We start from the raw sequence: 24,507 nt of genomic DNA on the forward strand, positions 1-24,507 counted from the left end.
AGGTTATTTTTGTAATAGTCAAATATAATTAATCTTATGGATATAGATTTGTTAAAACAGAATATTGTAAATATTACAAATAGTAATTTGGCTTCTGATGAGAAACTACAAGCCATTTGCAATTACCTTAAAAGTACTGTCGATTATTATGATTGGGTTGGGTTTTATTTTAAGAACGGTGATAAAAATGAATTAAAATTGGCACAATTTGCTGGAGAACCTACTGAACATATTATAATTCCGTTTGGTAAAGGGATTTGTGGACAAGTGGCCGTTAGCAATAAAAATTTTGTAGTGCAAGATGTTTCTGAACAAGATAATTATATTTCATGCGGATGGAAAGTAAAGTCAGAAATTGTAATTCCAATTTTTGTGGATGGTGAGAATGTCGGTCAAATAGATATTGATTCACATACCGTTAATCCGTTTTCCAAAGAGGATGAAGAGTTGTTAGAGTTTGTTTGTGAATTGGTTGGTAAGCTGTTATAAAACCCAAAGAAAATGATATATAAAAAAGCGGACAGCTCAGATTTGGATTCATTATCTACCGTATTCAACAATTATAGAATGTTCTACCAAAAAGAATTTGATGTTAAAGGGGCTTTGAGTTTTTTAGCTGAAAGGATTCAAAAAGAAGATTCTGAGATATTTGTAGCACTGAATGATAATAATCAAGTTGTCGGGTTTGTACAATTGTACCCACTTTTTTCATCTACCAGAATGAAAAAATACTGGTTGTTAAATGACCTTTACGTAAATGCCGAATATCGTGGAAAAGGCATTTCCATACAATTAATAGAAATGGCAAAGGGATTGGTCAGAAAAACCGATGCTTGTGGTATGTATTTAGAGACGGGAAAGACTAATGTAGTAGGTAATAATTTGTATCCAAAAGCAGGATTTAAAATCTACGACAGTACAAATTTTTATGAATGGACTGTTGAGTAAAAATTTAATGTCCACTAACCAGATAAAACTATCAACAACTGTTAATAAATCAACTAAAATTTTTAGTGTTTAAACTGTTGTGTTTTAGTAGCTTTGGGGAAAATTATAACAGGTAAAAATGAGTTCTTCAAAAAAAGCAAAATCAGCATTAATATCAGTATTTCATAAAGACGGATTAGCACCTATTGTTCAGAAATTAAATGAATTAGGAGTGGCTATTTATTCAACCGGAGGTACGGAAAGATTTATTAACGAGTTAGGTATTCAAGTTGAACCCGTTGAGGATTTAACTTCTTATCCATCAATTTTAGGAGGGCGTGTAAAAACATTGCACCCTAAAGTGTTTGGAGGAATTTTATCGAGACGTGAAAATGATGGAGATGTAGCCCAGTTGGATGAGTTTGAGATTCCTGAATTGGATATTGTGATAGTTGATTTATATCCTTTTGAAAAAACCGTAGCTTCGGGTGCTTCTGAACAAGACATCATCGAAAAAATTGACATTGGTGGTATATCGCTGATTCGTGCAGCGGCTAAAAATTTTAAAGATGTTATGTGTGTTTCCTCAATGGAACAATACGATGAGTTTTTAGAAATCATCTCTAGCCAAAATGGTGAAACCACTGTTGAGCAACGTAAAAAATTCGCAGGGAAGTCATTTAATATTTCTTCGCATTACGATACCGCTATTTTTAATTATTTCAATAAAAACCATGAAGAGCCAGTATTAAAAATCAGCGAAACTAAAGGACAGGTATTACGATACGGAGAAAACCCACATCAAAAAGGATTTTTCTTTGGAGATTTTGATGATATGTTTACCAAATTACATGGTAAAGAGTTAAGTTATAATAATTTACTGGATGTTGATGCAGCAGTAAATTTGATGAACGAGTTTAAGAACGAAGATCCAACTTTTGCTATTTTAAAACATAATAATGCTTGTGGTTTTGCACAAAGAGACACACTTGCTGCTGCGTATTCAGCTGCCTTAGCCGGTGATCCTGTTTCAGCTTTTGGCGGAATTTTAATTGCCAATACTGCAATTGACAAAGCAACTGCTGATCAAATTCACAGCTTATTTTGCGAAGTAGTCATTGCTCCGTCTTTTGACGATGATGCGTTGGAAATTTTAAAGGGTAAAAAGAATAGAATACTCCTCATATTAAAAGATATAGAATTACCAAAGACCACTGTAAGAACTTGCTTGAATGGAGCTTTAGTGCAAGAGAGAGATAGTAAAACTGATACAGCTAATGGTTTAAAAACTGTCACCAATGCAAAACCGTCTGAAAAAGAAATAGAAGATTTAATTTTTGCATCAAAAATTTGTAAGCACACCAAATCAAATACAATAGTTTTAGTAAAGAACAAGCAACTTTGTGCAAGCGGTACTGGGCAGACTTCAAGAGTAGATGCGTTGAATCAAGCCATTGTTAAAGCAAATGCTTTTAAGTTTGATTTGAACAATGCGGTTATGGCCAGTGATGCTTTTTTTCCATTTCCTGATTGTGTTGAAATTGCTAAAAATGCTGGAATAAATGCGGTTATTCAGCCAGGTGGCTCCATTAAAGATCAGTTATCAATTGATTATTGTAATGCCAACGATATGCCTATGGTCTTTACCGGAACACGTCATTTTAAGCATTAAATGATGCTTCATGTTTTTTTGAATAAACATTCTCATATATACCTTAAATTTTATTAACTTTGGCAATTCGCAAAAATTAAATAACCCAAACTAAATAACTCTATGGGATTTTTTGACTTCCTGACTGAAGATGTTGCGATTGATTTAGGCACTGCCAATACACTTATCATTCACAATGGCAAAGTAGTTATTGATAGTCCGTCAATTGTAGCTAAAGATAGATCTACCGGCAAAATCATCGCTATTGGTAAAAGAGCCAATCTTATGCAAGGTAAAACGCATGAGAATATTAAAACTATCAGACCTTTAAAAGATGGTGTAATTGCCGATTTTGAAGCTTCAGAACAAATGATTAAGGAATTTATTAAACAAATTCCTTCTATAAAAAAACGTTTTTTCTTCCCGCCTTCGTTGCGAATGGTAATTTGTATTCCTTCAGGCATTACCGAAGTTGAAAAACGTGCGGTAAGAGATTCTGCCGAGCATATGAATGCAAAGGATATCTATTTAATTCATGAGCCTATGGCTGCCGCTGTTGGTATCGGTATAGATATTATGCAGCCAAAAGGAAACATGATTATTGATATAGGTGGTGGTACTACTGAAATTGCGGTAATTGCTTTAGGAGGTATTGTTTGTGATAAGTCCATAAAAGTTGCGGGTGATGTATTTACTAATGATATTGCTTATTATATGCGTACCCAGCATAATTTATATGTGGGTGAAACTACTGCGGAAAATATAAAAATTGTTGTTGGTGCCGCTACCGAAGAATTGGACAATCCACCTGAAGATATTTTAGTTCAAGGTAGGGATTTGTTGAGCGGTAAACCAAAACAAATAAAAATATCTTACAGAGAAATTGCCAAGGCACTAGATAAATCTATACTTAGAATTGAAGATGCTGTAATGGAAACCCTCTCTCAAACTCCACCAGAATTGGCTGCTGATATTTATAATACAGGTATCTATTTAGCTGGAGGCGGTTCTATGCTCAGAGGTTTGGACAGAAGGTTGTCCAGAAAAACAGATTTGCCCGTTTATGTTGCTGAAGATCCTTTAAGAGCGGTAGTTAGAGGTACTGGTATAGCTTTAAAAGACCTTGAAAAATATCAAAGTGTATTGATGAAATAGTAAAGTCTCCGTAATACTATGCAACAGATTATTGGTTTTATCCTAAAGTACAAGTACTTTTTACTTTTTGTGTTGCTAGAAGTTATAGCCTTAACATTTACTATACATAGCCATTCTTACCATAACAGTAAATTTGTAAACTCAGCAAATGCAATAACTGGCGGTGTTTATAGTAGAATAAATGCTTTTAAAGAATATACCAGCCTAAAAGAGTATAATGAGCAATTGTTAGTGGAAAATGTACGCTTAAAGAACTTACTTTCTAAAATACCTAAAGACACTTCAGTAAAAAGTATTACGGTGATTGATTCCGTTAAATACAATCAAAAATATAGTTACACTCCTGCCAAAGTAATTAGAAATCAATACAACAGAAAATTTAATTTTCTTACAATTAATATTGGTTCGAACAAAGGCGTTCAACCCGATCAGGGGGTTATAAATAGCAGAGGTATAATAGGTATTACTAATTCTACTTCAAAAAACTATGCTACCGTTTTATCTATTTTAAATGAAGCCTCAAACATTAATGTAAAATTATTAAATAGTTTTCACTACGGTAGTTTAGGTTGGAATGGTGATGATTACAATATTTTACAACTTATTGATTTAGAAAGTCAAGCCAATATCAAAGTTGGGGATACTATTATTACCGGAGGTAGATCAGCAATTTTTCCTGAAGGAATACCAGTAGGTACAATTTTAAATTTTAATAAAGAGAATAATGCCTATAAAGAAGTAAATATTAAATTGTTTAATGATATGAGTGCTATTGGACCTGTAAATGTAATAACAAGTTTTGACAAGGAAGAAATAGAGAATTTAGAACAAGGATTAAATTAATGAACGAAATTATAAAAAATAGTTTATTGTTTGTGGGCTTGATATTGATTCAAGTTATAGTGCTGAACAATATTAACTTTTTAGGATTTATCAATCCGTTTTTATATATTTTATTTGTTATTGTTTTTCCACTCAGGCGTGATAGGGGGCTGTTATTAATCTTAAGTTTTTTAATGGGTCTTAGTATCGATTTTTTTTTAGATTCTGGAGGTGTTAATGCAGCAGCCACCGTATGCATTGCTTATTTTAGGTTGCCGTTATTAAAAGCATTAACACGAAAATCTGAAATTGATTTTCCTGTTTTTAAAATTATAAAATTGCCTTTTTTAAAGCTGTTAAGTTTTATTGCTATTATAACTTTAACACATCATTTGGTGCTCTTTAGTTTAGAATATTTTAAATTTGCAGAAATACTGACCATACTTTCCAGAACAATATTAACAAGTATTTTTACAATTATATTAATAATATTTAGTTTATTATTATTGAATAAAAACAAATAATAGTGGAGAAAAAATATATTGCATATTTTTCTATATTATTGGTAGGCTTATTATTTATTATCAGACTGTTCTATATTCAGGTATTAGATTCTAAATATAAACCTTCACCACTGGATAATGCTGCAGTAGCAGTAAAATACGATTATCCAGAAAGGGGTTTCATTTATGACCGAAACGGTGTTTTAATAGTGGCTAATCAGCCATCTTACGATGTTATGATTGTGCCTCGTGATGTAAAACCACTGGACACCTTGGAGTTTTGCAACCTTCTAAAAATAGATAAAGAATCTTTTTTAGAAAAATATAATAAGGCTTATACATATTCCCCAAGAATTCCCTCAGTGTTTGTGGCTCAACTTTCAAAAAGTGATTATGCTTATTTACAAGAAAAAATGTACAAGTACAAGGGGTTTTATATTCAGAAGAGATCTTTAAGGCAGTACCCCATAAATTCTGCTGCAAATGTACTGGGTTATATTGGCGAGGTAAGTAATAGTTTGTTGAAAAAAAACAGTTATTATCAGCAAGGAGAATTAATAGGTGTTAATGGCGTTGAAAAGCAATATGAAGAAGCTTTGAGGGGGGTAAAGGGTGTAAAATTTATTCAAAGAGATCGTTTTAATAAACAAATTGGGCCGTACAAAGGAGGAATATATGATACGTTGGCAGTAGTGGGCAAAGATGTTAACATTACTTTAGATATTAAGTTGCAAAAATATGCTGAAGACTTAATGGTAAATAAAAGAGGGGGTATAGTCGCTATCGAACCCTCAAGTGGAGAAATTTTGGCTCTAGTTTCTAGTCCAACATATGATCCGAATCTATTGGTAGGTAGAGAACGCTCTAAAAATTATACTAAACTAGATAATGATGGTCATGAAAAACCAATGTTTGATAGGGCGTTGTTAGCTCAATATCCACCGGGCTCACCATTCAAGATAATTAATGCTTTAATTGGTTTACAAGAAGAAGTGATAACTACTGATACTCATTTTTACTGTTACGGCGGTTTTAAATATGGTAGAAGTTCAAAAGCTTTTTTAGGGTGTCACTGTGGCGTATATGGCTCGCCGATTAAATTAGATATGGGCATATATAGATCTTGTAATGCGTACTTTGCCAATACTTATAAAAGAATTATCGAAAAATTCCCTACTTCCGTGGAAGGTATGAAAGCGTGGAGTAATCATGTAAAAAGTTTTGGATTGGGCGATTTTTTGAATAATGATCTTTCTACTGGAGTAAGAGGTGTTGTGCCAGATGATAAGTATTACAATAGAATGTATCCTACTTTTACTTGGGGAGCTTCTACCACGATTTCCAATGCCATTGGTCAAGGTGAAATTTTAACGACACCTATACAATTGGCAAATATGACCGCTACGGTTGCAAACAAAGGATTTTATTATACGCCTCATATCATTAAAAAAATTGATAATAAACCTATCCAAATAGATAGATTCACTGTACCGAAAAAAACATCTATTGATCCTGAACATTTTGACCCCATTATTGAAGGAATGTTTAATACAGTTGAAAAGGGTACTGCCAGATGGTCAAAAGTAAAAGGAATAGAGATTTGTGGAAAAACGGGTACTGCTGAGAATTACTCAGTTGTAAATGGAAAAAGAGTTAAATTTCAAGATCATTCTATTTTTGTGGCTTTTGCTCCAAAGGATAATCCTAAAATTGCCATTGCAGTTTTTGTTGAAAATGGTCATTTTGGATCTATTTGGGCAGGCCCGATTGCCAATTTGATGATAGAAAAATATCTTAATGGCGAAATATCAAGACCTTGGGAAGAAAAAAGAATGTTTGAAGGGAGTATTCAAGATGAATATGATAAACAATTATTAATAGAAGAATTAGGCAAAGAACTTGAGGCAGAGACAGAATAACATATTCGCAGGGATAGATTGGGTACTAGTATTGTTTTTTATGGTACTGGTATTTTTGGGGTGGATAAATATTTATGCAGCTTCGGTAACAGATACTAGCCAAGGTGTTTTTGACGCTGCTACGTTGCACGGCAAACAACTACGGTGGATTGGTCTTAGCGGTGTATTGATTATTATAATAATGGCAATTGATGCCAAATTTTACGAACGCTTTTCAGGTATTTTTTATATTATATCTATACTTAGTTTAGTTGGTTTGTTTTTATTTGGTGATACGATTAACGGTGCTACATCTTGGTATAACTTTGGGGGGGCAAGTTTACAACCTTCTGAATTTGCTAAAGTAGCAACCATACTGGCATTAGCTAACTTTTTAAATGAACCCAACAGAGATCTTAGTAATTTCAATACTCAATTAAGAGCATTTTTAATTTTATTGTTACCAGCACTATTAATTATATTGCAACCTGATGCGGGTTCAGCACTTATTTATTTTACTTTGTTTTTTGTAATGTATAGAGAAGGATTGCCTGGGTTTTATTTAGGTTTGGGTTTTTTGCTGATGATATTATTTTTGGTAACCTTATATTTTGGATTTATTACGGCGTTAATTATTATTTTTTCACTGATTACCTTGTTATTTGCTTATCTATTAAATTTTAAAAAGTTCCATTTAAATCAAGAGTGGCCTAAAATTATAGTACTGTATCTTTTTGTAGGCCTGTTTATGTTTAGTGTAGATTATGTTTACAATAGTATTTTTGACCAAAGGCATAGAGATAGATTTGATATTGTTTTAGGTAAAGAAGTTGATCCAAGGGGAATTGGTTACAACACTAATCAGTCAATGATTACAATTAGTTCGGGAGGTTTAACAGGTAAAGGTTTTTTGGAAGGGGATAGAACACAAGGTAATTTTGTGCCCGAGCAACATACAGATTATATTTTCAGTACAGTTGGAGAAGAATGGGGGTTTATTGGTACTAGTGCGGTAATAATTCTATTTATAGCATTTATATTGCGGATAATACGTGTGGCTGAACGGCAAAAGCTAAAATTCAGTAGGGTTTTTGGCTATTCGGTTGCAACTGTATTCTTTTTTCACTTTATGATTAATGTGGGTATGGTTATAGGAGTAGTGCCAACTATAGGTATTCCTTTGCCTTTTTTTAGCTATGGAGGTTCTTCTTTGTGGGGATTTACTATTTTGCTTTTTATCTTTATCAGGCTTGATGCGGATAGAACTTATGAGTGGTAAAAATTTACTTAAAAAAGTTGAAAAAACTTGGTTTATCGTTTTTTTTTGAATTTTTCTGACCTTCAATTGAAGGTCTTTCTACTAATTTTTTTTTAAGAGTAACATAATCACTTTTATTTATTTCGATAAAATCATCCCATTTTTTACTCTCATCAACAAATGCTTTTACATCATTATATGCCCCTACTTTATAAGTTAAATGTGCTGAAGATAATAGCATGCCTAATGATATTTTATAAATTTGAATAGCCTCTGCTCCAAATAGTACGTAGGTTAGTTCTTCTTTATTGTTCTTTGTCATTTCTTTTCCTTTAGTATAGAACAACTAAAAATAAAAAACTCCTATTTTTTAATTATATATTAGACAGCAGATGTCAGATTTTAGACAAGTAGAAAATGTTGCTAAGTACAATCAAAACCAATTAACATTTAAAAAACAAAAGACCATCTGAAAAGATGGTCTTTAGCTTATAGTATTTTTTATAAGAATTATAACGCAGCTACATGCTTTGTCAGCTTAGATTTTAAATTAGCAGCCTTATTGTTGTGAATAATATTCTTCTTTGCTAATTTATCAATCATAGAAATAACAGAACTCAACTGCTTTTTAGCATCAGCTTTCTTTTCGGTTTCACGTAAAGCTTTAATAGCATTTCTAGTGGTTTTGTGCTGAAACTTATTTCTTAAGCGTTTAGTCTCACTGTTTCTAATTCTTTTTAATGCCGACTTATGATTTGCCATTTAACTTTTTTTAAATAATTAAAACTTTTGTAGCCCGTAGGGGAATCGAACCCCTGTTACCAGGATGAAAACCTGGCGTCCTAACCCCTAGACGAACGGGCCAATATTCTTTTTCTCTTACAAAGCGAGTGCAAAAATAATACATTTTTTGAACCCTGCAAGCCCTTTTTTAAAAAAGTGAAAAAAATTAATAGGCTTTTGCAAAAAATACCCGTTGAGCTGAAGGTTTTCCCGTAAAAACACAAACGCCGTCTTCGTCTTCTGCATCGTTAGGAATACAGCGTATGGTAGCTTTGGTCAACTCTTTAATCCTATTTTCGGTTTCGGAAGTTCCGTCCCAATGGGCATATACAAACCCGCCCTTATTATTTAAAACGCTTTTAAAATCCTCAAAATTATCAACTTTGGTAATATGTTCGTTTCTGTAATTTTTGGCTTTTTCAAACAGTTCTTCTTGAATTTGAATCAATAACTTTTCAATAGTGGTAGCTAAATTTTCTTGGCTCACAGTTTCTTTGGTTAATGTATCTCTTCTGGCCAGCTCAACAGTACCATTTTCCATATCTCTTGGACCCATGGCGATTCTAAGAGGTATGCCTTTCAATTCATATTCTGCAAACTTCCAACCCGGTTTATGCGTGTCTCTGTCATCAAATTTTACAGAAATACCTTTAGATTTCAGTTCAGCCATAATTTCTTTAGCTTTTTCTGAAATTAATTCAAGTTGTTCTTCTCCACGATAAATCGGCACAATAACAACTTGTATTGGGGCTAAATTTGGAGGTAAAACCAATCCGTTATCATCAGAATGCGTCATAACTAAAGCACCCATTAATCTTGTGGAAACACCCCAAGAAGTTGCCCAAACATGCTCCAGTTTACCCTCTTTTGAAGTAAATTTAACATCAAATGCTTTTGCAAAATTTTGACCTAAGAAATGTGATGTGCCAGCTTGTAACGCTTTACTATCTTGCATCAAAGCCTCAATTGTATAGGTTTCCAAAGCTCCAGCAAAACGTTCGCTTTCTGTTTTAGTACCTTTAATAACCGGCATTGCCATAAAGTTTTCGGCAAAATCAGCATATACATTTTGCATTTGTTCGGCCTCATCAAGTGCTTCTTGTTTTGTAGCGTGTGCTGTGTGCCCTTCTTGCCATAAAAATTCAGCAGTACGTAAAAACAAACGTGTACGCATTTCCCATCGTACCACATTCGCCCATTGGTTGACTAAAATGGGTAAATCTCTGTACGATTGAACCCACTTTCTATAGGTATCCCAGATAATGGTCTCAGATGTGGGTCTAACAATCAGTTCTTCTTCCAATTTAGCATCTTCATCTACAACAATACCACTTCCGTCTTCTGCATTTTTTAATCTATAATGCGTAACAACGGCACACTCTTTGGCAAATCCATCTACGTGGCTGGCTTCTTTACTAAAGTAAGATTTTGGTATAAAAATTGGGAAATAAGCATTCTCATGACCAGTTTCTTTAAACATTCTATCTAATTCGGCTTGCATTTTTTCCCAAATAGCATAACCGTATGGTTTTATTACCATGCAACCTCTAACTCCGGACATTTCAGCTAAATCAGCTTTTATGACCAATTCGTTGTACCATTTAGAATAATCTTCGCTACGTTTCGTTAAGTTTTTACTCATCTATTGTGTTTTGGCATAAATATTGTGATAGTTTTAACACAAAATTAAATTAGTACAAAACTAAATATATTTTGTAATTTAATACCATTAAATTTACCCAATATGAAAATTAAAAATAACATCAGCAAAAAAGTGGCTTATCTTTCTTTAACAGGATTGATATTATTAGGCTTAACATCATGTGGTACTTATCAAGGTACTACTTACGATGATGACGGAATATATGCTTCAAATACTAATCAGACACAGGTTGTAGTTGAAGAAGCACAGCCTAAAAGTAATAAGTATCAAGATTATTTTAGAAGAGAGGCGGAGCGATATGATGATATAAATCAAGAAGATATAATTACCGATATAGATGATTACGGTTATGAAGACGATTTAGAATATTATGAAGATGGAAACTATACCAGTGGAGGTTCTCCATGGGAATATACCGATAATGTAACTGTAAACATCCATTCTGGTTTTGGTTGGGGTGGTTTTTATAACCCTTACAGGTTTGGTGGTTTTTACAACGGATATGGGGGTTTTGGATTAGGTTTTGGTAATCCTTACTTTGATGGTTGGTATGGTGGTTTTAACAGTCCATTTTACGGCTATGGTGGTTTTTATTCTCCTTTCTATAATCCATATAGATTTAATAGACCCTTCTATGGATATGGTTACGGATATTATAATGGATTTAACAGTCCCTATTATGGTAATCGATATTTTAACAATAACTATTCTTACGGAAGAAGATATGCATATAACACAAGTAGATTAGGAAATAGAAGTGCTTATAGTAGAAGATCTTCTGCTACAAATGAAGCAACAAGAAGAATTAATGGTGCAAATACTAGAAGGTCTGTAGCTTCAAGGAGTACTGAAGGGGTAAGTAGAAGAAGTTCTGTGGATTCAAGAAGAAACTCATCAGTTAGAAGAAGTACAACAAATTCTAGCGTAAGACGTAATTCTGCTACAAACAGAAGAAATGCAAGTTCTTCAATTAGAAGAACTAATACGCCGCGTCATAATTCGACGGTAAGAAGAAACCATACACCCAGAAATAATTCTGGTATACAAAGAAGTTCAACTACTAGAAGCAGGTCTAGTGCTGTAAGACGCGGAAATAATGCTCCAAGAACTTCGCAAAGTTCTACGATTAGACGGTCTTCATCTGCTGTAAATAGAAGAACTGCAAGTCCGACGAATAGAAGTACAACTTCACCAAGGCGTGTAAGAACGGTAAGCAGAAGTTCTGCTAATAGAACAAGTACACCAAGAACTGTTACACGAACTAGAAGTTCATCTCCAAATAGAGTAACGAGGAGTAGTAGCCCTACAAGAAGTAGAAGTGTTTCTAGAAGCAGTAGCCCTTCCAGAAGTTCTAGTTCAGCTAGACGAAGTGCACCTTCTAGAAGTAGTAGTGCTTCTCGCAGTAGCTCGCCTTCAAGGTCTTCATCTTCAAGATCCTCATCTAGAAGTAGTTCAAGACGTCATTAAAAAAATTCAATAAAATAATTATGAAAAAAATTCTATTTTTAATAGGAGGATTGTTATCCTCCTTGGTAATCAACGCCCAAGTTATAAGCAATTTTGATGGAGCAGTATTGTTTTCTGACGAAGATATTAATGGTACAGCTCGTTATAATGCCATGGGCGGAGCCTTTGGAAGTTTAGGAGGTGATATGTCAGCAGTAGATGTTAACCCTGCAGGTTTGGCTGTTTTTAATAACTCGCAAGGGGCTATTACTTTAGGCCTAAGAAATACGGATATATTAAGTAGCTATTATGGTACTTCAACCACTAATTCTGATAGTTATTTGAATATGACTCAGGCGGGTGGAGTATTGGTTTTTAATACGCCAAGAAATTCTAATTGGACAAAATTTGCCCTTGGTTTTAACTATGCCCTAGCAAAAGATTTTGAAAACGGTTATGAAGTTAACGGTGCTGGAGCTATTTCTGAATATAATGGAGATCCTTATCTGAACAATGATAATGATAATACCAATGATATTTTTTACGATAACGTTGATGGTCATTTTTTTGGAAATTACACTACTGGGGAAAATTCAAAATTCACTATTTCTTTTGCTGCAGAATACAATAACACATTTAGTTTAGGATTGTCTTTGGTGAGTCATAAATTGGATCATTTTCAAAAAGGATTGTTTGAAGAATCAAATAATGATGGAAATGGAAATTTGTTGGATGCATCCTATTTGCAAGAACTATATACTTATGGTCAAGGTGTTGGCTTAAATATTGGTTTTATTGCAAAACCAGTACAGGAATTACGTTTAGGCTTGGCGTTTCAAACCCCAACTTGGTACAATTTAACAGAAGAATATCGTGATGATTTAGAAATACAAGTGAGTAATGATTCTCGACTTTACACCGAGTTCTCCGATGTAAATATTTTTGAATATGATTTGGTTACTCCAGCAAAGGCAACGGCAAGTATTGCATATCTTTTTGGAAAAGAAGGGTTGGTAAGTTTAGATTATACTTTAAAAAATTATTCAAAAGCAAAGCTAAAACCAAACAATGATTTTGTAGATGTAAACGAATCTATTTCTAGTGATTTGCAAAACACCTCAGAAATTAGGTTAGGTGCTGAATGGCGTATAGGAAAAATACTAAGCTTAAGAGGTGGTTATTTTTACAAACAAAGCCCTTATGCTGATGCTATTGATACTGACCATGTCAAAGGCTTTTCTTTAGGCACAGGATTTAGATTTAGAAGTAATATTAAATTAGATTTAGCCTATCAAAAATCTACCAACACTGGTGTTTATGGGTTTACAGAATTTTCTGACCCTGCTGAATTAGACATTGATAACGGTAAGGTTACTGCAACTTTAGTCATAGGACTATAAAATATTTTTAGAGTTTTAATACACAAAATCCCGAGTAAATTTACTCGGGATTTTTTATGTTAATATAAATGATTTTTATAATTAAGTTTCATAAATTTGAGGTATCTAATTTCTAAATTTAACTCAAATGAAAAAAAACTCAAATTTATTTTCAACTATCCTGATGTTATTTTTTGTGCAATTTTTGGTTGCACAATCCGTAACTATAACAGGTACGGTAACTGATGACTTTGGTGAGACAATTCCTGGAGTAACAGTTCAAATTAAAAATACCAACAAAGGAGCTGTTACAGATTTTTCTGGTAATTATACACTCCAAGCGAATGTAAACTCAGGGAGTAACACACTTGTTTTTAGATCTATTGGTTTCTCAACAAAAGAAATTGCTTTTAACTATGACGCTCAGCTGGAAATAGTCGTTGATGCAACACTAAGTGCAGATATTTTGGGGTTGGACGAAGTTGTTATAACTGGTGTTGGAGCATTAACCGCTAAGAAACAGATTGGTAACGTTATTTCAAGCGTTAGTGGGTTGGAGATAGCTGAATCAGCTGCTCTTGACGTAACAGGAGCACTTTCGGGAAAATTAGCAGGTATTCAGGTTTCTCAAAATTCAGGTGATCCTGCTGGTGGTATTAGTGTTCGTTTAAGAAGTGCAAGTACCGTTAACGGTAGTTCTGATCCTTTGTATATTATAGATGGTGTAATCGTAAATAACAATTCGACTAATGTATTGAATGTAACTAGTGTTGTTCAAAACAGATTATCTGACATTAATCCTCAAGACATTGATAGAATCGAAGTTATTAAAGGAGCCGCCGCCGCCGCTATTTATGGTTCAAGAGCCAGTAACGGTGTTGTACAAATATTTACCAAAAAAGGAAAGACAGGTGAACCTGTAATTACATTATCTACAAGTGTAAATTTCAATTCGTTACGAAAGAAACGAGAGTTTAACGAAGAACCTTTTGATTGGACTTCAAGCGACATTACTGATTTGACCAAAGAAGCCGTAACTCGATATGATTATCAAGATATGGTTTTTCAAAACTCAGTTGGTACTGATAATTACGTTTCTATTGCTGGAGGTATGGAAAAAACGAATTACTTCGCATCGTTTTCGTATTTGCAAAATGATGGTATTATGAAAGGTACAGATTTTGAAAGAGTGGGTGGAAGAATCAGAATAAATCAAGATATTAATGACTGGGCTTCGGCTTCTATAGGAACTTATTTTTCTACCAGTAATAGTGATGATTTGCCAAATGGAGGGTATGGTTTTGGAGTATTGCAAACCATTTTATTTACCAACAATAAAATAGACCCTTCTCAAGATGCAGATGGTAATTATCCCAATATGACTTTCTATCCTAATATTTTAGAGTATATCGAAACTTTCGAATTTCGACAAAAGAATAATAGGGTAATCAGTGATTTGCAACTTAATCTAAAACCAACAGAAGGTTTAAACATAAATTATACGTTAGGTTATGATAATGCAGAATCTCTAGGTACAACTTATGTTCCTATAGGAACTAACACTAGAGTACTTGGTAGTGCTAGCACATCAACCATAAGCACAAAACAGATAAACAGTGATTTAAATGCTTCGTTTATGACAGATATTAGCGATAAATTTGAATCAACAACTACTGCTGGATTCTCATGGCAATCTGATGATACAAATGTAAGAGCTATTTCTGCATCGGGATTAGCACTGGGTGTAAAAACTACAGATGGTGCAGCAACCATTAATACCAATGAAGGTAGAAGTAAAAGAACGTTTTGGGGTGGTTTTGTACAACAAACATTTGGGTACGACAATAAACTATTTGTAACGGGTGCCGTTAGATTGGATGGGTCTTCGGTATTCGGAGCCGATGAAAGGAATCAATTCTACCCAAAAGCCAGTATGTCATACTTACTTTCGCAAGAAGACTTTTGGGAAAATAGCTTAGGAAGCACATTTGATAGCTTTAAGATAAGAGCCGCTTGGGGACAGGCAGGAAACTTAACTGCAATAGGTCCTTTTGACCGATTTTCAAATTATGGAGCTGTTAGTATTGATGGCAGTTCTGGTTTAATTGCCCCAAGTCGTCTAGGCAACCCTGATTTGAAACCTGAAAGACAAACGGAATTGGAATTTGGGGTTGATATGAGCTTATTTAAAAACAGATTAGGTATTGAACTAACTTATTATACCCAAGATATAGAAGACCTTTTATTAGCGAGGACATTGTCTCCTTCAACAGGAGCAGGCTCTAGAATTGAAAATATTGGGACAATGAAAAATAAAGGTTTTGAAGCGTTGGTTACTGCAACGCCAGTTCAATCTGGAGATTTTACTTGGTCCGTTACGGGTACTTTCTCAACAAATGAAAATGAAGTAAACAATATAGAAGGTGAACAATTTGGAATCGGAAATTTCGGATTCTCAGTTGCTAAAAACGGTCAGCCATTAGGTGTATTCTATCAAGGGTATTATGCCAGAAATGATGATGGCAGTTTATTGTTGACACCCGCTGGTTTGCCGCAACGAGAAAAAGGAACTGTTGATGCTAATGGAAACAATGTACCGGGTAGAGACGCTTCGGGTCAACCTAGTGGAGCAAATTTAAGTAAGGTAATCGGTGATCCGAACCCTGATTTTATTGCTTCGCTAATTAATGAGGTTAGTTATAAAAACTTTTCTTTTAGAATGCAGTTTGATGCAGTTCAAGGAGCTGATATTTTAAGTTGGGATACCAGAATGTTCTATCGCTTTGGAGGTGGTCCTGAAACAGGAAGAGAACTTAGAGGGGAAATCCCGAGAGGTACAGGAGCTGCCAAGTTTGGGATCGCTGAATCGTATATAGAGGATGGCTCTTACATAAAACTACGCGAACTTTCTGCTTCCTATGCTTTAAACGAGCCTTTAAAAGGAATCGATAAAGTAAAATTTACATTAACCGGACGTAACTTGTTATCATTTGATAATTTTTCAAGTTATGACCCCGAGGTAAATATGGATGCCCAAAGCAACGGATCAAGAGGTGGTATTATGGGGCTTACACCACTGCCAAGAGTGATTAAGTTAGGTTTAACAGCAACATTTTAAGTTTAAAAATAGATAAGATGAAAAATATAAAAACATATAAATTTTTAGTTGTTTTGCTTATAACCAGTTGTTTGTTTACTGGGTGCGAAACGGAATTTGAAAACCCCAATAACCCAACTGAAGAAGTGGTATTGGGCACTAAAGAAGGTCTTTTTGCATTGAGTATAGGCATTAGGCAATATTACTCAACATCCACATTAAGGCAGGTAATTGAAGCTCCAGGTATAACGACTAGAGAGCTAGGGGTTACTAATACTTTTTTAAATATTAACGAATTGGCCAGGGGTGGTGCTGAATTGCCAGGAGAAAGCGGTGGTATTACCAACCCATGGGTGAGTTTGCTAAAGTCCAAAGGCATGGCCGAATCTTTAATTGAAGGTGCAAATACTGTTGAACTTTCAGCTGGAACTAAAAGTGGGCTTATCGCCTATGGGAATTTATTTAAAGCTATGTGTTTGGGGTATATGATTCAAATGTATGAACAAGTACCGATTAACAATGCAGCAGATGGAGCTGCTCCTTTTAGTGACAGAGCAACTGTTTTGGCTGAATGTATATCTTTGTTACAAGAAGCTCGTGACGGAATTGCTGCCTCGCCCATGTCAGATGATTTTAAATCCAATGTTCTTTGGGCCGATTTGGATTTGGAAAAAACAATAAACGCATTTTTATCAAGATATCAGTTAATGGCGGGTAACTATACAGAGTCCATTGCGGCTGCTAATGCAGTTTTAAATGCGAGTAGTTCTACAAACTCCATGTGGGTTTATGATGCTAATAATCAAAACCCTATTTGGAATAGAACAGTTAATTCTGCTGATTTAAATCCACAATCTAATTTTGGTTTACAAGGTGCTTACATCCCTGAAGCTGGTGATGGACGAACTAATTTTTATTTAGGAGCCCCAGCTGGAAATGCAAATGCAGATGCAGGTGGGCAGCCACTTAGTGAAATGCTCGGATTTTTTGCTTCAGGAACCTCGCCAATTCCAATTTATCTTCCTGGAGAAATGATGTTAAATAAAGCAGAGGCATATGCCAGACAAAATCAGCTTACGGATGCCGTTACGCAGTTGAATTTGGTAAGGCAAAAAAATAATGACCCGCTTGGTGTTAATGCAAACCTTCCAGCTTGGTCTGGTAACGCGACAAGTCAAGCCGATATTTTGGAAGAAATTTACAAAAATAGAAGTATTGAAATGTTTTTAATGGGTATGCGTTTGGAAGATAGTAGAAGGTTTCATCCAAATTTTTCGGTTCCATCGGAAGCTAATACAACTAATGAAAGGAATAGGAATTTTTATCCTTACCCAACTATAGAAAGAGAAAATAATCCAAATACGCCACCCGATCCGGCTATTTAGAATAGTAATTATTTAAGTAAATTATTAAGCGTATTTGGAGAAATGAATTATCATCTTTAAATACGCTTAATATTATCATTTAATTAAAATTATAATGCAAGTACAAACTGGTCTCGACGTATTGTCAAAAGATAAAAATCTACAACAAAAATATAAAGGGAATGTGGCGGTGTTATGTCATAATGCCTCAATAGATTCGGAACATATACCCGCCGCAATTAGATTTAGAGAACTATTTGGCTCAAGATTTATAAAACTGTTTGGGCCTCAACATGGTTTTTCAACCGATGTTCAGGATAATATGGTGGAGACAGATCATTTTATTCATCCTTATTTTAATATTCCAGTGTATTCATTGTATTCGGAAACTCGTATTCCGACCGATGAAATGTTGGATGGAATAGATCATTTGTTTATCGACCTACAAGACGTAGGCTGTAGAATGTACACTTACATTTACACACTTACCTACATTTTAGAAAAATGTGGAGATATGGATATTCAAATTATTGTATTGGATAGACCAAACCCGATTAATGGAGTTGATATAGAAGGCAATACATTGGATATGGATTTTGAATCTTTTATAGGGAGACACCCAATTCCAGTAAGGCATGGAATGACCATCGGAGAAGTTGCTTTAATGCACCAGAAATTTTGGGCAAAAAAGAAAGCAAATCTAGAAATAATAAGGATGCAGGATTGGCAACGCGAAATGTTTTATGAAGATACTCAGCTTCCTTGGTTGTTGCCTTCACCCAATTTACCACGTTGGCGTAGTGCATTTACTTTCCCAGCAACGGTTATTTTTGAAGGCACTATGCTAAGTGAGGGTAGGGGAACCACCCAATCGTTGGAAATCGTTGGACATCCAAAAATAGAACCGTATTCATATTACGAAAGCCATTTAAAAGTCAGCCTTAAAAAATCAAAACTAAAAGGGGTTGCTCTCAGACCTATTACTTTTTTACCTACTTTTCAAAAACACGCTGATGCCGTATGTGGTGGTTTTCAAATTCATATAACAGATAAGAATAGTTTTCAACCTTGGCGTGTTGGTCAGTTTTTGATGCGAGAATTGTATCAGCATTTGGGCGATGATTTTGAATGGAAACAACCTCCTTATGAGTATGACTACAACAACCATCCTATAGATATAATAAACGGTTCAGACAAGTTAAGACATTGGGTAACCAATAACGAACCACTTGAAAAATTAGATACGTTAGAAAGTTTAGAAGATTACAAACAACAACTTAACGAAATAAAAATATATTAAAATATAACTAGTCAATACTAGGAGTATAACTATTATTTATGTTTTTATAAATGATTTCACGCAAAGGTCACAAAGAAAAAAACGCAAAGACTGCAAATGAAAAATTATGAAACCTTTGCGTTCCCTGCGGAAACCTTAGCGTTCTTTGTGTGAAATAACTTTGCTTTCTATTTTATTAAAGTCCTTATCATAATGGATAAAAATATTTGCATAAATTAATCTCGCCAATCGTAGCGTAAGAGGTGTAAATAAAACCAGCAATACGAATATGCTAATAAAAATGGTCAGTAAATCCAATCCAAATAAATATAAAACAATAAAGGTAATAATAGACATTCCAACAGTTAATCCATAGGAAACATACATGGCTCCGTAAAAAAAAGAAGGCTCAATTTCGTATTTAAAATTGCAATTTGGGCAGTTGAGGTTCGTTTTTAAGACTTTTTTTAGATGTAATGGATTACTATCCTCAAAGAAATTTCCTTCATGACATTTAGGACATTTATTACGAGTTATGCTGTAAATTTTAGTTCCTTTTCCAAACATACTTATTGTTAAAATAAATGATACTTTTGCAAAGGTAGAATATTACAAACAGAATAACGTAACAAAAGATGCTTAACGCACATAATATAACAGTTTCCTTTGCGGGAGAAGATTTATTTTCAGGTATTACTTTTAAGTTGGTAGGTGGAGATAGAGTAGGGTTGGTCGGTAAAAATGGAGCAGGAAAGTCTACGCTATTAAAAATTATTGCTAAGGAACAAAAATACGATAAAGGTACATTGGCATTAGAGAAAAACCTGAAAATTGGTTTTCTAAAACAAGACATTGATTTTGTTTTTGGCAGAACGGTATTAGAGGAGGCTTATCAGGCATTTACTGAGATAAAGGAAGTTGAAAAAAAACTAGAAGAGGTAAATGTTGCATTAGCAGAAAGAACAGATTATGAAAGTGAAGGGTATCATCAATTAATGGTAGATTTAAGTGATTTAACCCATCGTTTTGAATTGATTGGTGGTTATAATTATCAAGGTGATACCGAGAAAATTTTACAAGGGTTAGGCTTTAAACGTGAAGATTTCAACCAGCTAACTGATACTTTTTCCGGTGGGTGGCGGATGCGTATCGAACTCGCAAAGCTCTTACTACAGAATAATGATATTTTATTACTTGATGAACCGACAAACCATTTAGATATTGAATCTATCATTTGGTTAGAAGAGTTTTTGAAAGGTTACCCGGGTGCTATTATGTTGGTTTCGCACGATAAAATGTTTTTAGATAATGTAACTAACAGAACTATTGAAATTTCTCTAGGTAAGATTTATGATTATAAGTATTATTATTCAAAATATTTAGTACAGCGTTCTGAACTCAAAGAAAAGCAATTACAGGCTCAAAAAAATCAAGATAAAGAAATACAGCGGACTGAGCAATTGATTTCAAAATTTAGAGCCAAAGCCAATAAGGCATCTATGGCACAATCGCTTATTAAAAAGTTAAATAAAGTAGAACGCATTGAGGTTGATGCAGATGACAATGCGGTTATGAAAGTACGTTTTCCAATGTCTGTACAACCGGGTAAGGTAGTTGTAGAAGCCAAAAATGTGGCCAAAAACTATGGTGATAATCAAGTATTAAGTAATGTAAATTTACTGATAGAACGTAATAGTAAAATTGCTTTTGTGGGTCAAAACGGACAAGGAAAGTCTACCTTGGCTAAAATGATTGTCGATGAAATTCCTTTTGATGGTAATTTAAAACTAGGCCATAATGTGCAGATCGGTTATTTTGCCCAGAACCAGGCCGAGTACCTTGAAGGAGAGAAAACAGTGTTGCAAACGATGGAAGATGCCTCTAACGATGGCAACAGAGTAAAAGTACGTGATATGCTCGGAGCTTTTTTATTTGGAGGTGATGATGTAGAAAAGAAAGTAAAAGTACTTTCTGGTGGTGAGCGTAACCGATTGGCGTTGTGCAAAATGTTACTTTCGCCGTTTAATATGTTGGTGATGGATGAGCCAACAAACCATTTAGATATTGCCTCTAAAAATGTACTAAAACAGGCTCTTAGAAATTTTGAAGGTACGCTGATTTTGGTTTCGCATGATAGGGATTTCCTTCAAGGATTAACCAAAACCGTTTACGAATTTAAGGAGAGCCGTATTAAAGAATATTTGGGCGATATTGATTATTATTTAGAAGAACATAACTTAGAAAATTTACGAGAGGTAGAGAAGCGGACTAAAGAAGTAAAAGCTACTACCGCTTCTAACAATGCTGCTAAAAATGATTATGAAAAAGACAAAGAGGTTAAAAAACTACAAAACAAGCTCTCTAAAATAGAAACTGAAATAGCTGATTTGGAAAGGGAAGTTGCCCAAATTGATAAAAAACTATCCGATGAAAAAGAATATGAAAAGGTAACCGCCCAGCCCGACTTTTTTAAGAATTACCAAGCCAAAAAAGATAAAATAAATATCTTAATGGAAGAATGGGAAAACTTACATGAGGTATTGGAAGGGTAGTTTGATAAGTTAATTTTAATCTTTGCTCTTTAATTTACTGCCCGATTCACAACCTTACTCACTTAATGCTTCGGGATTATTTATTATTCTTTTTATGAAACTCCATTCAGATTCTTCAATATCGTTGCGAATATCTAGATTTGCTATTTGAACAATTCTCAAATAAAGCAATTCAGATAATTTATCCAAACCGCGTTGGTATTCAGTATCGGTTAACTCTAAATTAAAATCAGGAAAACTCAAGTTAAAACCGTTTTCCGAATCAAAATTGATATTTAATAGAATTTCTTCGTTTAATATTATTGATGAATAATTTTTAGGCGTAATCTCTTTGATTAATTGCTCGAATTCGTATGACTTCAATTCTTCAGATAATATGGTCTTTTTTGATATTTTTCCTGAATTTAGTTCTCGTCTATGGACAATTGAACTTTCAAGTTTTCCTATTTCATCCTTGTTAATTTCAACGATCGGAAGTAATTTTTTCTTTTGTTCAATTCGTATTCTTGGAATAAAAACTTTATTGAAATTTTCTGTATCGTAGTATCCAACTTTATATGGTGTATTCTTTGCCTTTATTCTTGTAAGAGGTCTGAAAATATAATTAATTTCTTCATTATCAAACTCTTTTTTTAAAGCCTTAATACTCTCTAAATCTAGTGGGTTAGTAAAAATGTTAGTATGGTATTTTTGGACTATATCAGACTTAAGTTGATTAATTTTATCATCTTCACCTTTCCTGTTTAGAAAATCATTTGCTAATGAAAATTTAAAACTCCCATATGATGTGCCTGTTAATAATGGATTAGCAAGCTCTTCAAATTCTTTTTTAGCCTCAACAGAGTAATCTAAATCTTTTGTCATTCTCGAGAACATACTTGATGCATAAGATTTAAGAGATTTTAAGAAGTTATTACTAAAGTCCCTTACCATTTCTAAACTCACAGAACCACCAAAAATTTTATGTGATGGTTCTAAGACATAATGAATGCTTTTCTGTCTCAGTAAGTTAAGATAGTTATATTCATTACTGGCATTGTATGGTGACATATTTTTTAAGGCAACAGAAACTTCTAATGCATCATTAAGCTGTGATTTTATTAATTCATCTTTAATATTTAATAAGCCAAAAAAAATAAATTCCTGAGCACTATCAATTAATCCTGCTTTGAGATTTAAAAATGCTGCACTTCGTATTAGAACACTACGAGTTGGTTCAAGTTCTGGTTTGTCAAAATAATATCTAGCCACCTTGCTTTCTAATTCTGCTGCTTTACAAAACAAAGTGAATGACAAATTATGATTATTCTCAGAAGCAGCTTGTTTAGCTTTGAACGAATAATCCATAGCTTCTTGATGTAATAATTTTGCTTTCATTAATGAATCTCTCTTACGGTTTGTGGTTCGCTGAACAAAGTAACAATTACGGAGGAAGATTTATCTCTTTTTCTACCTTTTTTTATTTGGTCGTGTTTATTTTTCACTCTTCGTTTTAGGGTATTGGTAGGTGATTCTTGTAAAATTCCAGATACTTCAACATAATGGAAATCGTCCAAGAAATTTAGGTCATCGTCTTTTGGTTCGTTAATCTTGAACCTGTAATCTACTCCATCACCTATTTCTGATTGTTCTACATATTTGTAATCAGAAAGTGTTGACATTAAAAAAAACGCGATTGCTACACCACCATGATTTGCCATATCAACATTTTCTTTCATGGCTGCGGAAGGGAAATCAGAATTCCAAGTCAATATTATTTCTTCTTCAACTTTTTTATTTACAATTTTTATTCTAGCTCTTGAATTGATGTGAAATTTATCCAAAGCTACAGCCGCCCATTGATTGCCAACAATAATTTGCTCTTTGGATGGCCCTCTAAGTTTTTGAACAGTTTCTTCGAGATTGTGTTCTTTCATTTTTATAATTGTGGATGGTAATTCTTAAACTGGATACTTCAGCTTATGGCTAATATTGTAAGATATCTACTATACTTCTTTACAAACGGATAGACTTCTTATATTTATATTGCTGATACCTACAAAGGTAATTGTTTTTAAAATACTATAAAAAAGGATTATCCTAATTTTTGCACTTAATTAAAAATTAAAATTTTGTACATTTATTACTAATGAAACTCGAAATTAAAAATAAATATACTACTGACGATACTACTTTTTTAGTGGTAGAACAATTGATTGCTGGTATTTGTATTTTAATTCCGTTGTTTTTGTACCTAGCTGATAACAATACTATTAGAGAGAGTATTAGTGCTTATGTAGATATGGACAACAGTTATATTTACGGATTATTGTTGGGCATAGCCGCCATGCTGTTTATTTTTAACGGTGCTTTGTATTTTAAAACTACACCAAAGCCCACTATGAATTATAAGAAGAACAGAGGCAAATGGTATAATATTATTTTAGGCATAGCACTAATGGGTGTTGCATTGTTTCCGTACAATGGTAAGTTGTCCTTTCTGCATTATTTTTTTACCATCGTTTTTTTTGTAGGAAGTGCTATTGTTATATTCCTTTTTCAGAACCCAAAACATATGTGGATTAGCAGAATAATAGCGATACTATCATTATTTGGGTTAGGACTTTGCGTATTCAGCAACGAAAGTATTATCAACCTTTTTTGGGCAGAATGGATTTCATTAGTGGTAATTGGTCTTTATTATATTTTGGAATCTAAGGATATTGTTTTATTAAAAAGAAACAAATAATT

At 33.8% G+C, this 24,507-nt stretch carries 21 protein-coding genes and 1 tRNA gene; 15 read left to right on the forward strand and 7 right to left on the reverse strand.

All coding sequences use genetic code 11. The features are described 5' to 3' along the window. Positions 1-36 precede the first annotated feature (36 nt). The 8 genes from U5A88_RS02075 to rodA all read left to right on the forward strand — a co-directional run bounded on the left by U5A88_RS02075 (position 37) and on the right by rodA (position 8,235). Complete coding sequence (locus U5A88_RS02075) at positions 37-489, forward strand: GAF domain-containing protein (protein WP_354203384.1); 453 nt, start codon at positions 37-39, stop codon at positions 487-489. 12 nt (positions 490-501) lie between these two features. Beyond that, the gene (locus U5A88_RS02080) at positions 502-948 is read left to right on the forward strand and encodes a GNAT family N-acetyltransferase (RefSeq protein WP_354203385.1); all 447 of its coding nucleotides are present in this window, start codon (positions 502-504) and stop codon (positions 946-948) included. Positions 949-1,066: 118 nt separating this feature from the next. Next, the gene (purH, locus tag U5A88_RS02085) at positions 1,067-2,599 is read left to right on the forward strand and encodes a bifunctional phosphoribosylaminoimidazolecarboxamide formyltransferase/IMP cyclohydrolase (protein ID WP_354203386.1); all 1,533 of its coding nucleotides are present in this window, start codon (positions 1,067-1,069) and stop codon (positions 2,597-2,599) included. Between the two features lie 102 nt (positions 2,600-2,701). Further along, a complete protein-coding gene (locus U5A88_RS02090; protein WP_354203387.1) occupies positions 2,702-3,733 on the forward strand; it encodes a rod shape-determining protein in 1,032 nt (343 codons plus the stop codon). A gap of 18 nt (positions 3,734-3,751) precedes the next feature. Continuing rightward, positions 3,752-4,576, forward strand: a complete 825-nt coding sequence (gene mreC / locus U5A88_RS02095; RefSeq protein ID WP_354203388.1) for a rod shape-determining protein MreC — start codon at positions 3,752-3,754, stop codon at positions 4,574-4,576. Further along, positions 4,576-5,079, forward strand: coding sequence for a rod shape-determining protein MreD (gene mreD, locus U5A88_RS02100; RefSeq protein WP_354203389.1), 504 nt, complete (start codon positions 4,576-4,578; stop codon positions 5,077-5,079). The genes mreC and mreD overlap by 1 nt, the downstream gene beginning before the upstream one ends. Positions 5,080-5,081: 2 nt before the next feature. After that, positions 5,082-6,977, forward strand: coding sequence for a penicillin-binding protein 2 (gene mrdA / locus U5A88_RS02105; RefSeq protein WP_354203390.1), 1,896 nt, complete (start codon positions 5,082-5,084; stop codon positions 6,975-6,977). Then, complete coding sequence (gene rodA / locus U5A88_RS02110) at positions 6,958-8,235, forward strand: rod shape-determining protein RodA (RefSeq protein WP_354203391.1); 1,278 nt, start codon at positions 6,958-6,960, stop codon at positions 8,233-8,235. Before mrdA ends, rodA begins: the two co-directional genes overlap by 20 nt. A gap of 4 nt (positions 8,236-8,239) precedes the next feature. On the opposite strand, the gene U5A88_RS02115 is transcribed toward rodA, so the two are convergent. The 4 genes from U5A88_RS02115 to proS all read right to left on the reverse strand — a co-directional run bounded on the left by U5A88_RS02115 (position 8,240) and on the right by proS (position 10,639). Then, positions 8,240-8,536: a hypothetical protein gene (locus U5A88_RS02115; RefSeq protein WP_354203392.1), complete on the reverse strand. Its 297-nt coding sequence runs from the start codon at positions 8,534-8,536 to the stop codon at positions 8,240-8,242. Between the two features lie 188 nt (positions 8,537-8,724). Beyond that, positions 8,725-8,976 carry a 30S ribosomal protein S20 gene (rpsT, locus tag U5A88_RS02120; RefSeq protein WP_354203393.1) on the reverse strand — a complete coding sequence of 84 codons (252 nt, stop codon included), beginning with the start codon at positions 8,974-8,976 and terminating at the stop codon, positions 8,725-8,727. A 30-nt stretch (positions 8,977-9,006) separates the two neighbouring features. After that, a tRNA-Glu gene (locus tag U5A88_RS02125) sits at positions 9,007-9,078 on the reverse strand. A gap of 85 nt (positions 9,079-9,163) precedes the next feature. Continuing rightward, positions 9,164-10,639 carry a proline--tRNA ligase gene (gene proS / locus U5A88_RS02130; protein WP_354203394.1) on the reverse strand — a complete coding sequence of 492 codons (1,476 nt, stop codon included), beginning with the start codon at positions 10,637-10,639 and terminating at the stop codon, positions 9,164-9,166. 102 nt (positions 10,640-10,741) lie between these two features. On the opposite strand from proS, the gene U5A88_RS02135 reads away from it, so the two are divergent. From U5A88_RS02135 to U5A88_RS02155, 5 genes are all read left to right on the forward strand, one after another. Further along, entirely contained in the window at positions 10,742-12,127 is a 1,386-nt protein-coding gene (locus U5A88_RS02135) for a hypothetical protein (protein WP_354203395.1), read from the forward strand. Between the two features lie 20 nt (positions 12,128-12,147). After that, positions 12,148-13,506 (forward strand): OmpP1/FadL family transporter, encoded by a 1,359-nt coding sequence (locus U5A88_RS02140; RefSeq protein ID WP_354203396.1) that lies wholly within the window; start codon positions 12,148-12,150, stop codon positions 13,504-13,506. Positions 13,507-13,633: 127 nt separating this feature from the next. Continuing rightward, complete coding sequence (locus U5A88_RS02145) at positions 13,634-16,603, forward strand: SusC/RagA family TonB-linked outer membrane protein (protein WP_354203397.1); 2,970 nt, start codon at positions 13,634-13,636, stop codon at positions 16,601-16,603. Between the two features lie 17 nt (positions 16,604-16,620). Next, positions 16,621-17,967 (forward strand): RagB/SusD family nutrient uptake outer membrane protein, encoded by a 1,347-nt coding sequence (locus U5A88_RS02150; RefSeq protein WP_354203398.1) that lies wholly within the window; start codon positions 16,621-16,623, stop codon positions 17,965-17,967. A 94-nt stretch (positions 17,968-18,061) separates the two neighbouring features. After that, complete coding sequence (locus U5A88_RS02155) at positions 18,062-19,246, forward strand: exo-beta-N-acetylmuramidase NamZ family protein (RefSeq protein WP_354203399.1); 1,185 nt, start codon at positions 18,062-18,064, stop codon at positions 19,244-19,246. Positions 19,247-19,381: 135 nt separating this feature from the next. Here U5A88_RS02155 and U5A88_RS02160 read toward each other — a convergent pair whose 3' ends face one another. Further along, entirely contained in the window at positions 19,382-19,792 is a 411-nt protein-coding gene (locus U5A88_RS02160; protein WP_354203400.1) for a DUF983 domain-containing protein, read from the reverse strand. 68 nt (positions 19,793-19,860) lie between these two features. Here U5A88_RS02160 and U5A88_RS02165 point away from each other — a divergent pair, with 68 nt between their 5' ends. Next, on the forward strand, positions 19,861-21,777 hold the full coding sequence (locus tag U5A88_RS02165; RefSeq protein ID WP_354203401.1) for an ABC-F family ATP-binding cassette domain-containing protein: 1,917 nt from the start codon (positions 19,861-19,863) through the stop codon (positions 21,775-21,777). A 54-nt stretch (positions 21,778-21,831) separates the two neighbouring features. Here the strand turns inward: U5A88_RS02165 and U5A88_RS02170 are convergent, their stop codons facing one another. Together U5A88_RS02170 and U5A88_RS02175 are read right to left on the reverse strand one after the other, a co-directional pair. Next, on the reverse strand, positions 21,832-23,154 hold the full coding sequence (locus U5A88_RS02170; RefSeq protein WP_354203402.1) for a hypothetical protein: 1,323 nt from the start codon (positions 23,152-23,154) through the stop codon (positions 21,832-21,834). Then, on the reverse strand, positions 23,154-23,693 hold the full coding sequence (locus U5A88_RS02175; protein WP_354203403.1) for a hypothetical protein: 540 nt from the start codon (positions 23,691-23,693) through the stop codon (positions 23,154-23,156). Before U5A88_RS02175 ends, U5A88_RS02170 begins: the two co-directional genes overlap by 1 nt. Before the next feature lie 212 nt (positions 23,694-23,905). Here U5A88_RS02175 and U5A88_RS02180 point away from each other — a divergent pair, with 212 nt between their 5' ends. Beyond that, positions 23,906-24,505, forward strand: a complete 600-nt coding sequence (locus tag U5A88_RS02180; protein WP_354203404.1) for a DUF7103 family protein — start codon at positions 23,906-23,908, stop codon at positions 24,503-24,505. Positions 24,506-24,507 lie beyond the last annotated feature (2 nt).

Origin of the sequence: Aureibaculum sp. 2308TA14-22, assembly GCF_040538665.1 — a bacterium.
GTDB lineage: Bacteria > Bacteroidota > Bacteroidia > Flavobacteriales > Flavobacteriaceae > Aureibaculum.

Bases quoted from the DNA above. Each gene is read 5' to 3' on its own strand.
- U5A88_RS02165 (WP_354203401.1), top strand. From the start codon at position 19,861: ATGCTTAACGCACATAATATAACAGTTTCCTTTGCGGGAGAAGATTTA.
- mreD (WP_354203389.1), top strand. From the start codon at position 4,576: ATGAACGAAATTATAAAAAATAGTTTATTGTTTGTGGGCTTGATATTG.
- U5A88_RS02075 (WP_354203384.1), top strand. From the start codon at position 37: ATGGATATAGATTTGTTAAAACAGAATATTGTAAATATTACAAATAGT.
- mreC (WP_354203388.1), top strand. From the start codon at position 3,752: ATGCAACAGATTATTGGTTTTATCCTAAAGTACAAGTACTTTTTACTT.
- U5A88_RS02180 (WP_354203404.1), top strand. From the start codon at position 23,906: ATGAAACTCGAAATTAAAAATAAATATACTACTGACGATACTACTTTT.
- U5A88_RS02170 (WP_354203402.1), bottom strand. From the start codon at position 23,154: ATGAAAGCAAAATTATTACATCAAGAAGCTATGGATTATTCGTTCAAA.
- U5A88_RS02140 (WP_354203396.1), top strand. From the start codon at position 12,148: ATGAAAAAAATTCTATTTTTAATAGGAGGATTGTTATCCTCCTTGGTA.
- U5A88_RS02175 (WP_354203403.1), bottom strand. From the start codon at position 23,693: ATGAAAGAACACAATCTCGAAGAAACTGTTCAAAAACTTAGAGGGCCA.
- purH (WP_354203386.1), top strand. From the start codon at position 1,067: ATGAGTTCTTCAAAAAAAGCAAAATCAGCATTAATATCAGTATTTCAT.
- U5A88_RS02090 (WP_354203387.1), top strand. From the start codon at position 2,702: ATGGGATTTTTTGACTTCCTGACTGAAGATGTTGCGATTGATTTAGGC.
- U5A88_RS02155 (WP_354203399.1), top strand. From the start codon at position 18,062: ATGCAAGTACAAACTGGTCTCGACGTATTGTCAAAAGATAAAAATCTA.
- U5A88_RS02080 (WP_354203385.1), top strand. From the start codon at position 502: ATGATATATAAAAAAGCGGACAGCTCAGATTTGGATTCATTATCTACC.
- U5A88_RS02115 (WP_354203392.1), bottom strand. From the start codon at position 8,536: ATGACAAAGAACAATAAAGAAGAACTAACCTACGTACTATTTGGAGCA.
- U5A88_RS02160 (WP_354203400.1), bottom strand. From the start codon at position 19,792: ATGTTTGGAAAAGGAACTAAAATTTACAGCATAACTCGTAATAAATGT.
- rpsT (WP_354203393.1), bottom strand. From the start codon at position 8,976: ATGGCAAATCATAAGTCGGCATTAAAAAGAATTAGAAACAGTGAGACT.
- U5A88_RS02135 (WP_354203395.1), top strand. From the start codon at position 10,742: ATGAAAATTAAAAATAACATCAGCAAAAAAGTGGCTTATCTTTCTTTA.
- U5A88_RS02150 (WP_354203398.1), top strand. From the start codon at position 16,621: ATGAAAAATATAAAAACATATAAATTTTTAGTTGTTTTGCTTATAACC.
- proS (WP_354203394.1), bottom strand. From the start codon at position 10,639: ATGAGTAAAAACTTAACGAAACGTAGCGAAGATTATTCTAAATGGTAC.
- U5A88_RS02145 (WP_354203397.1), top strand. From the start codon at position 13,634: ATGAAAAAAAACTCAAATTTATTTTCAACTATCCTGATGTTATTTTTT.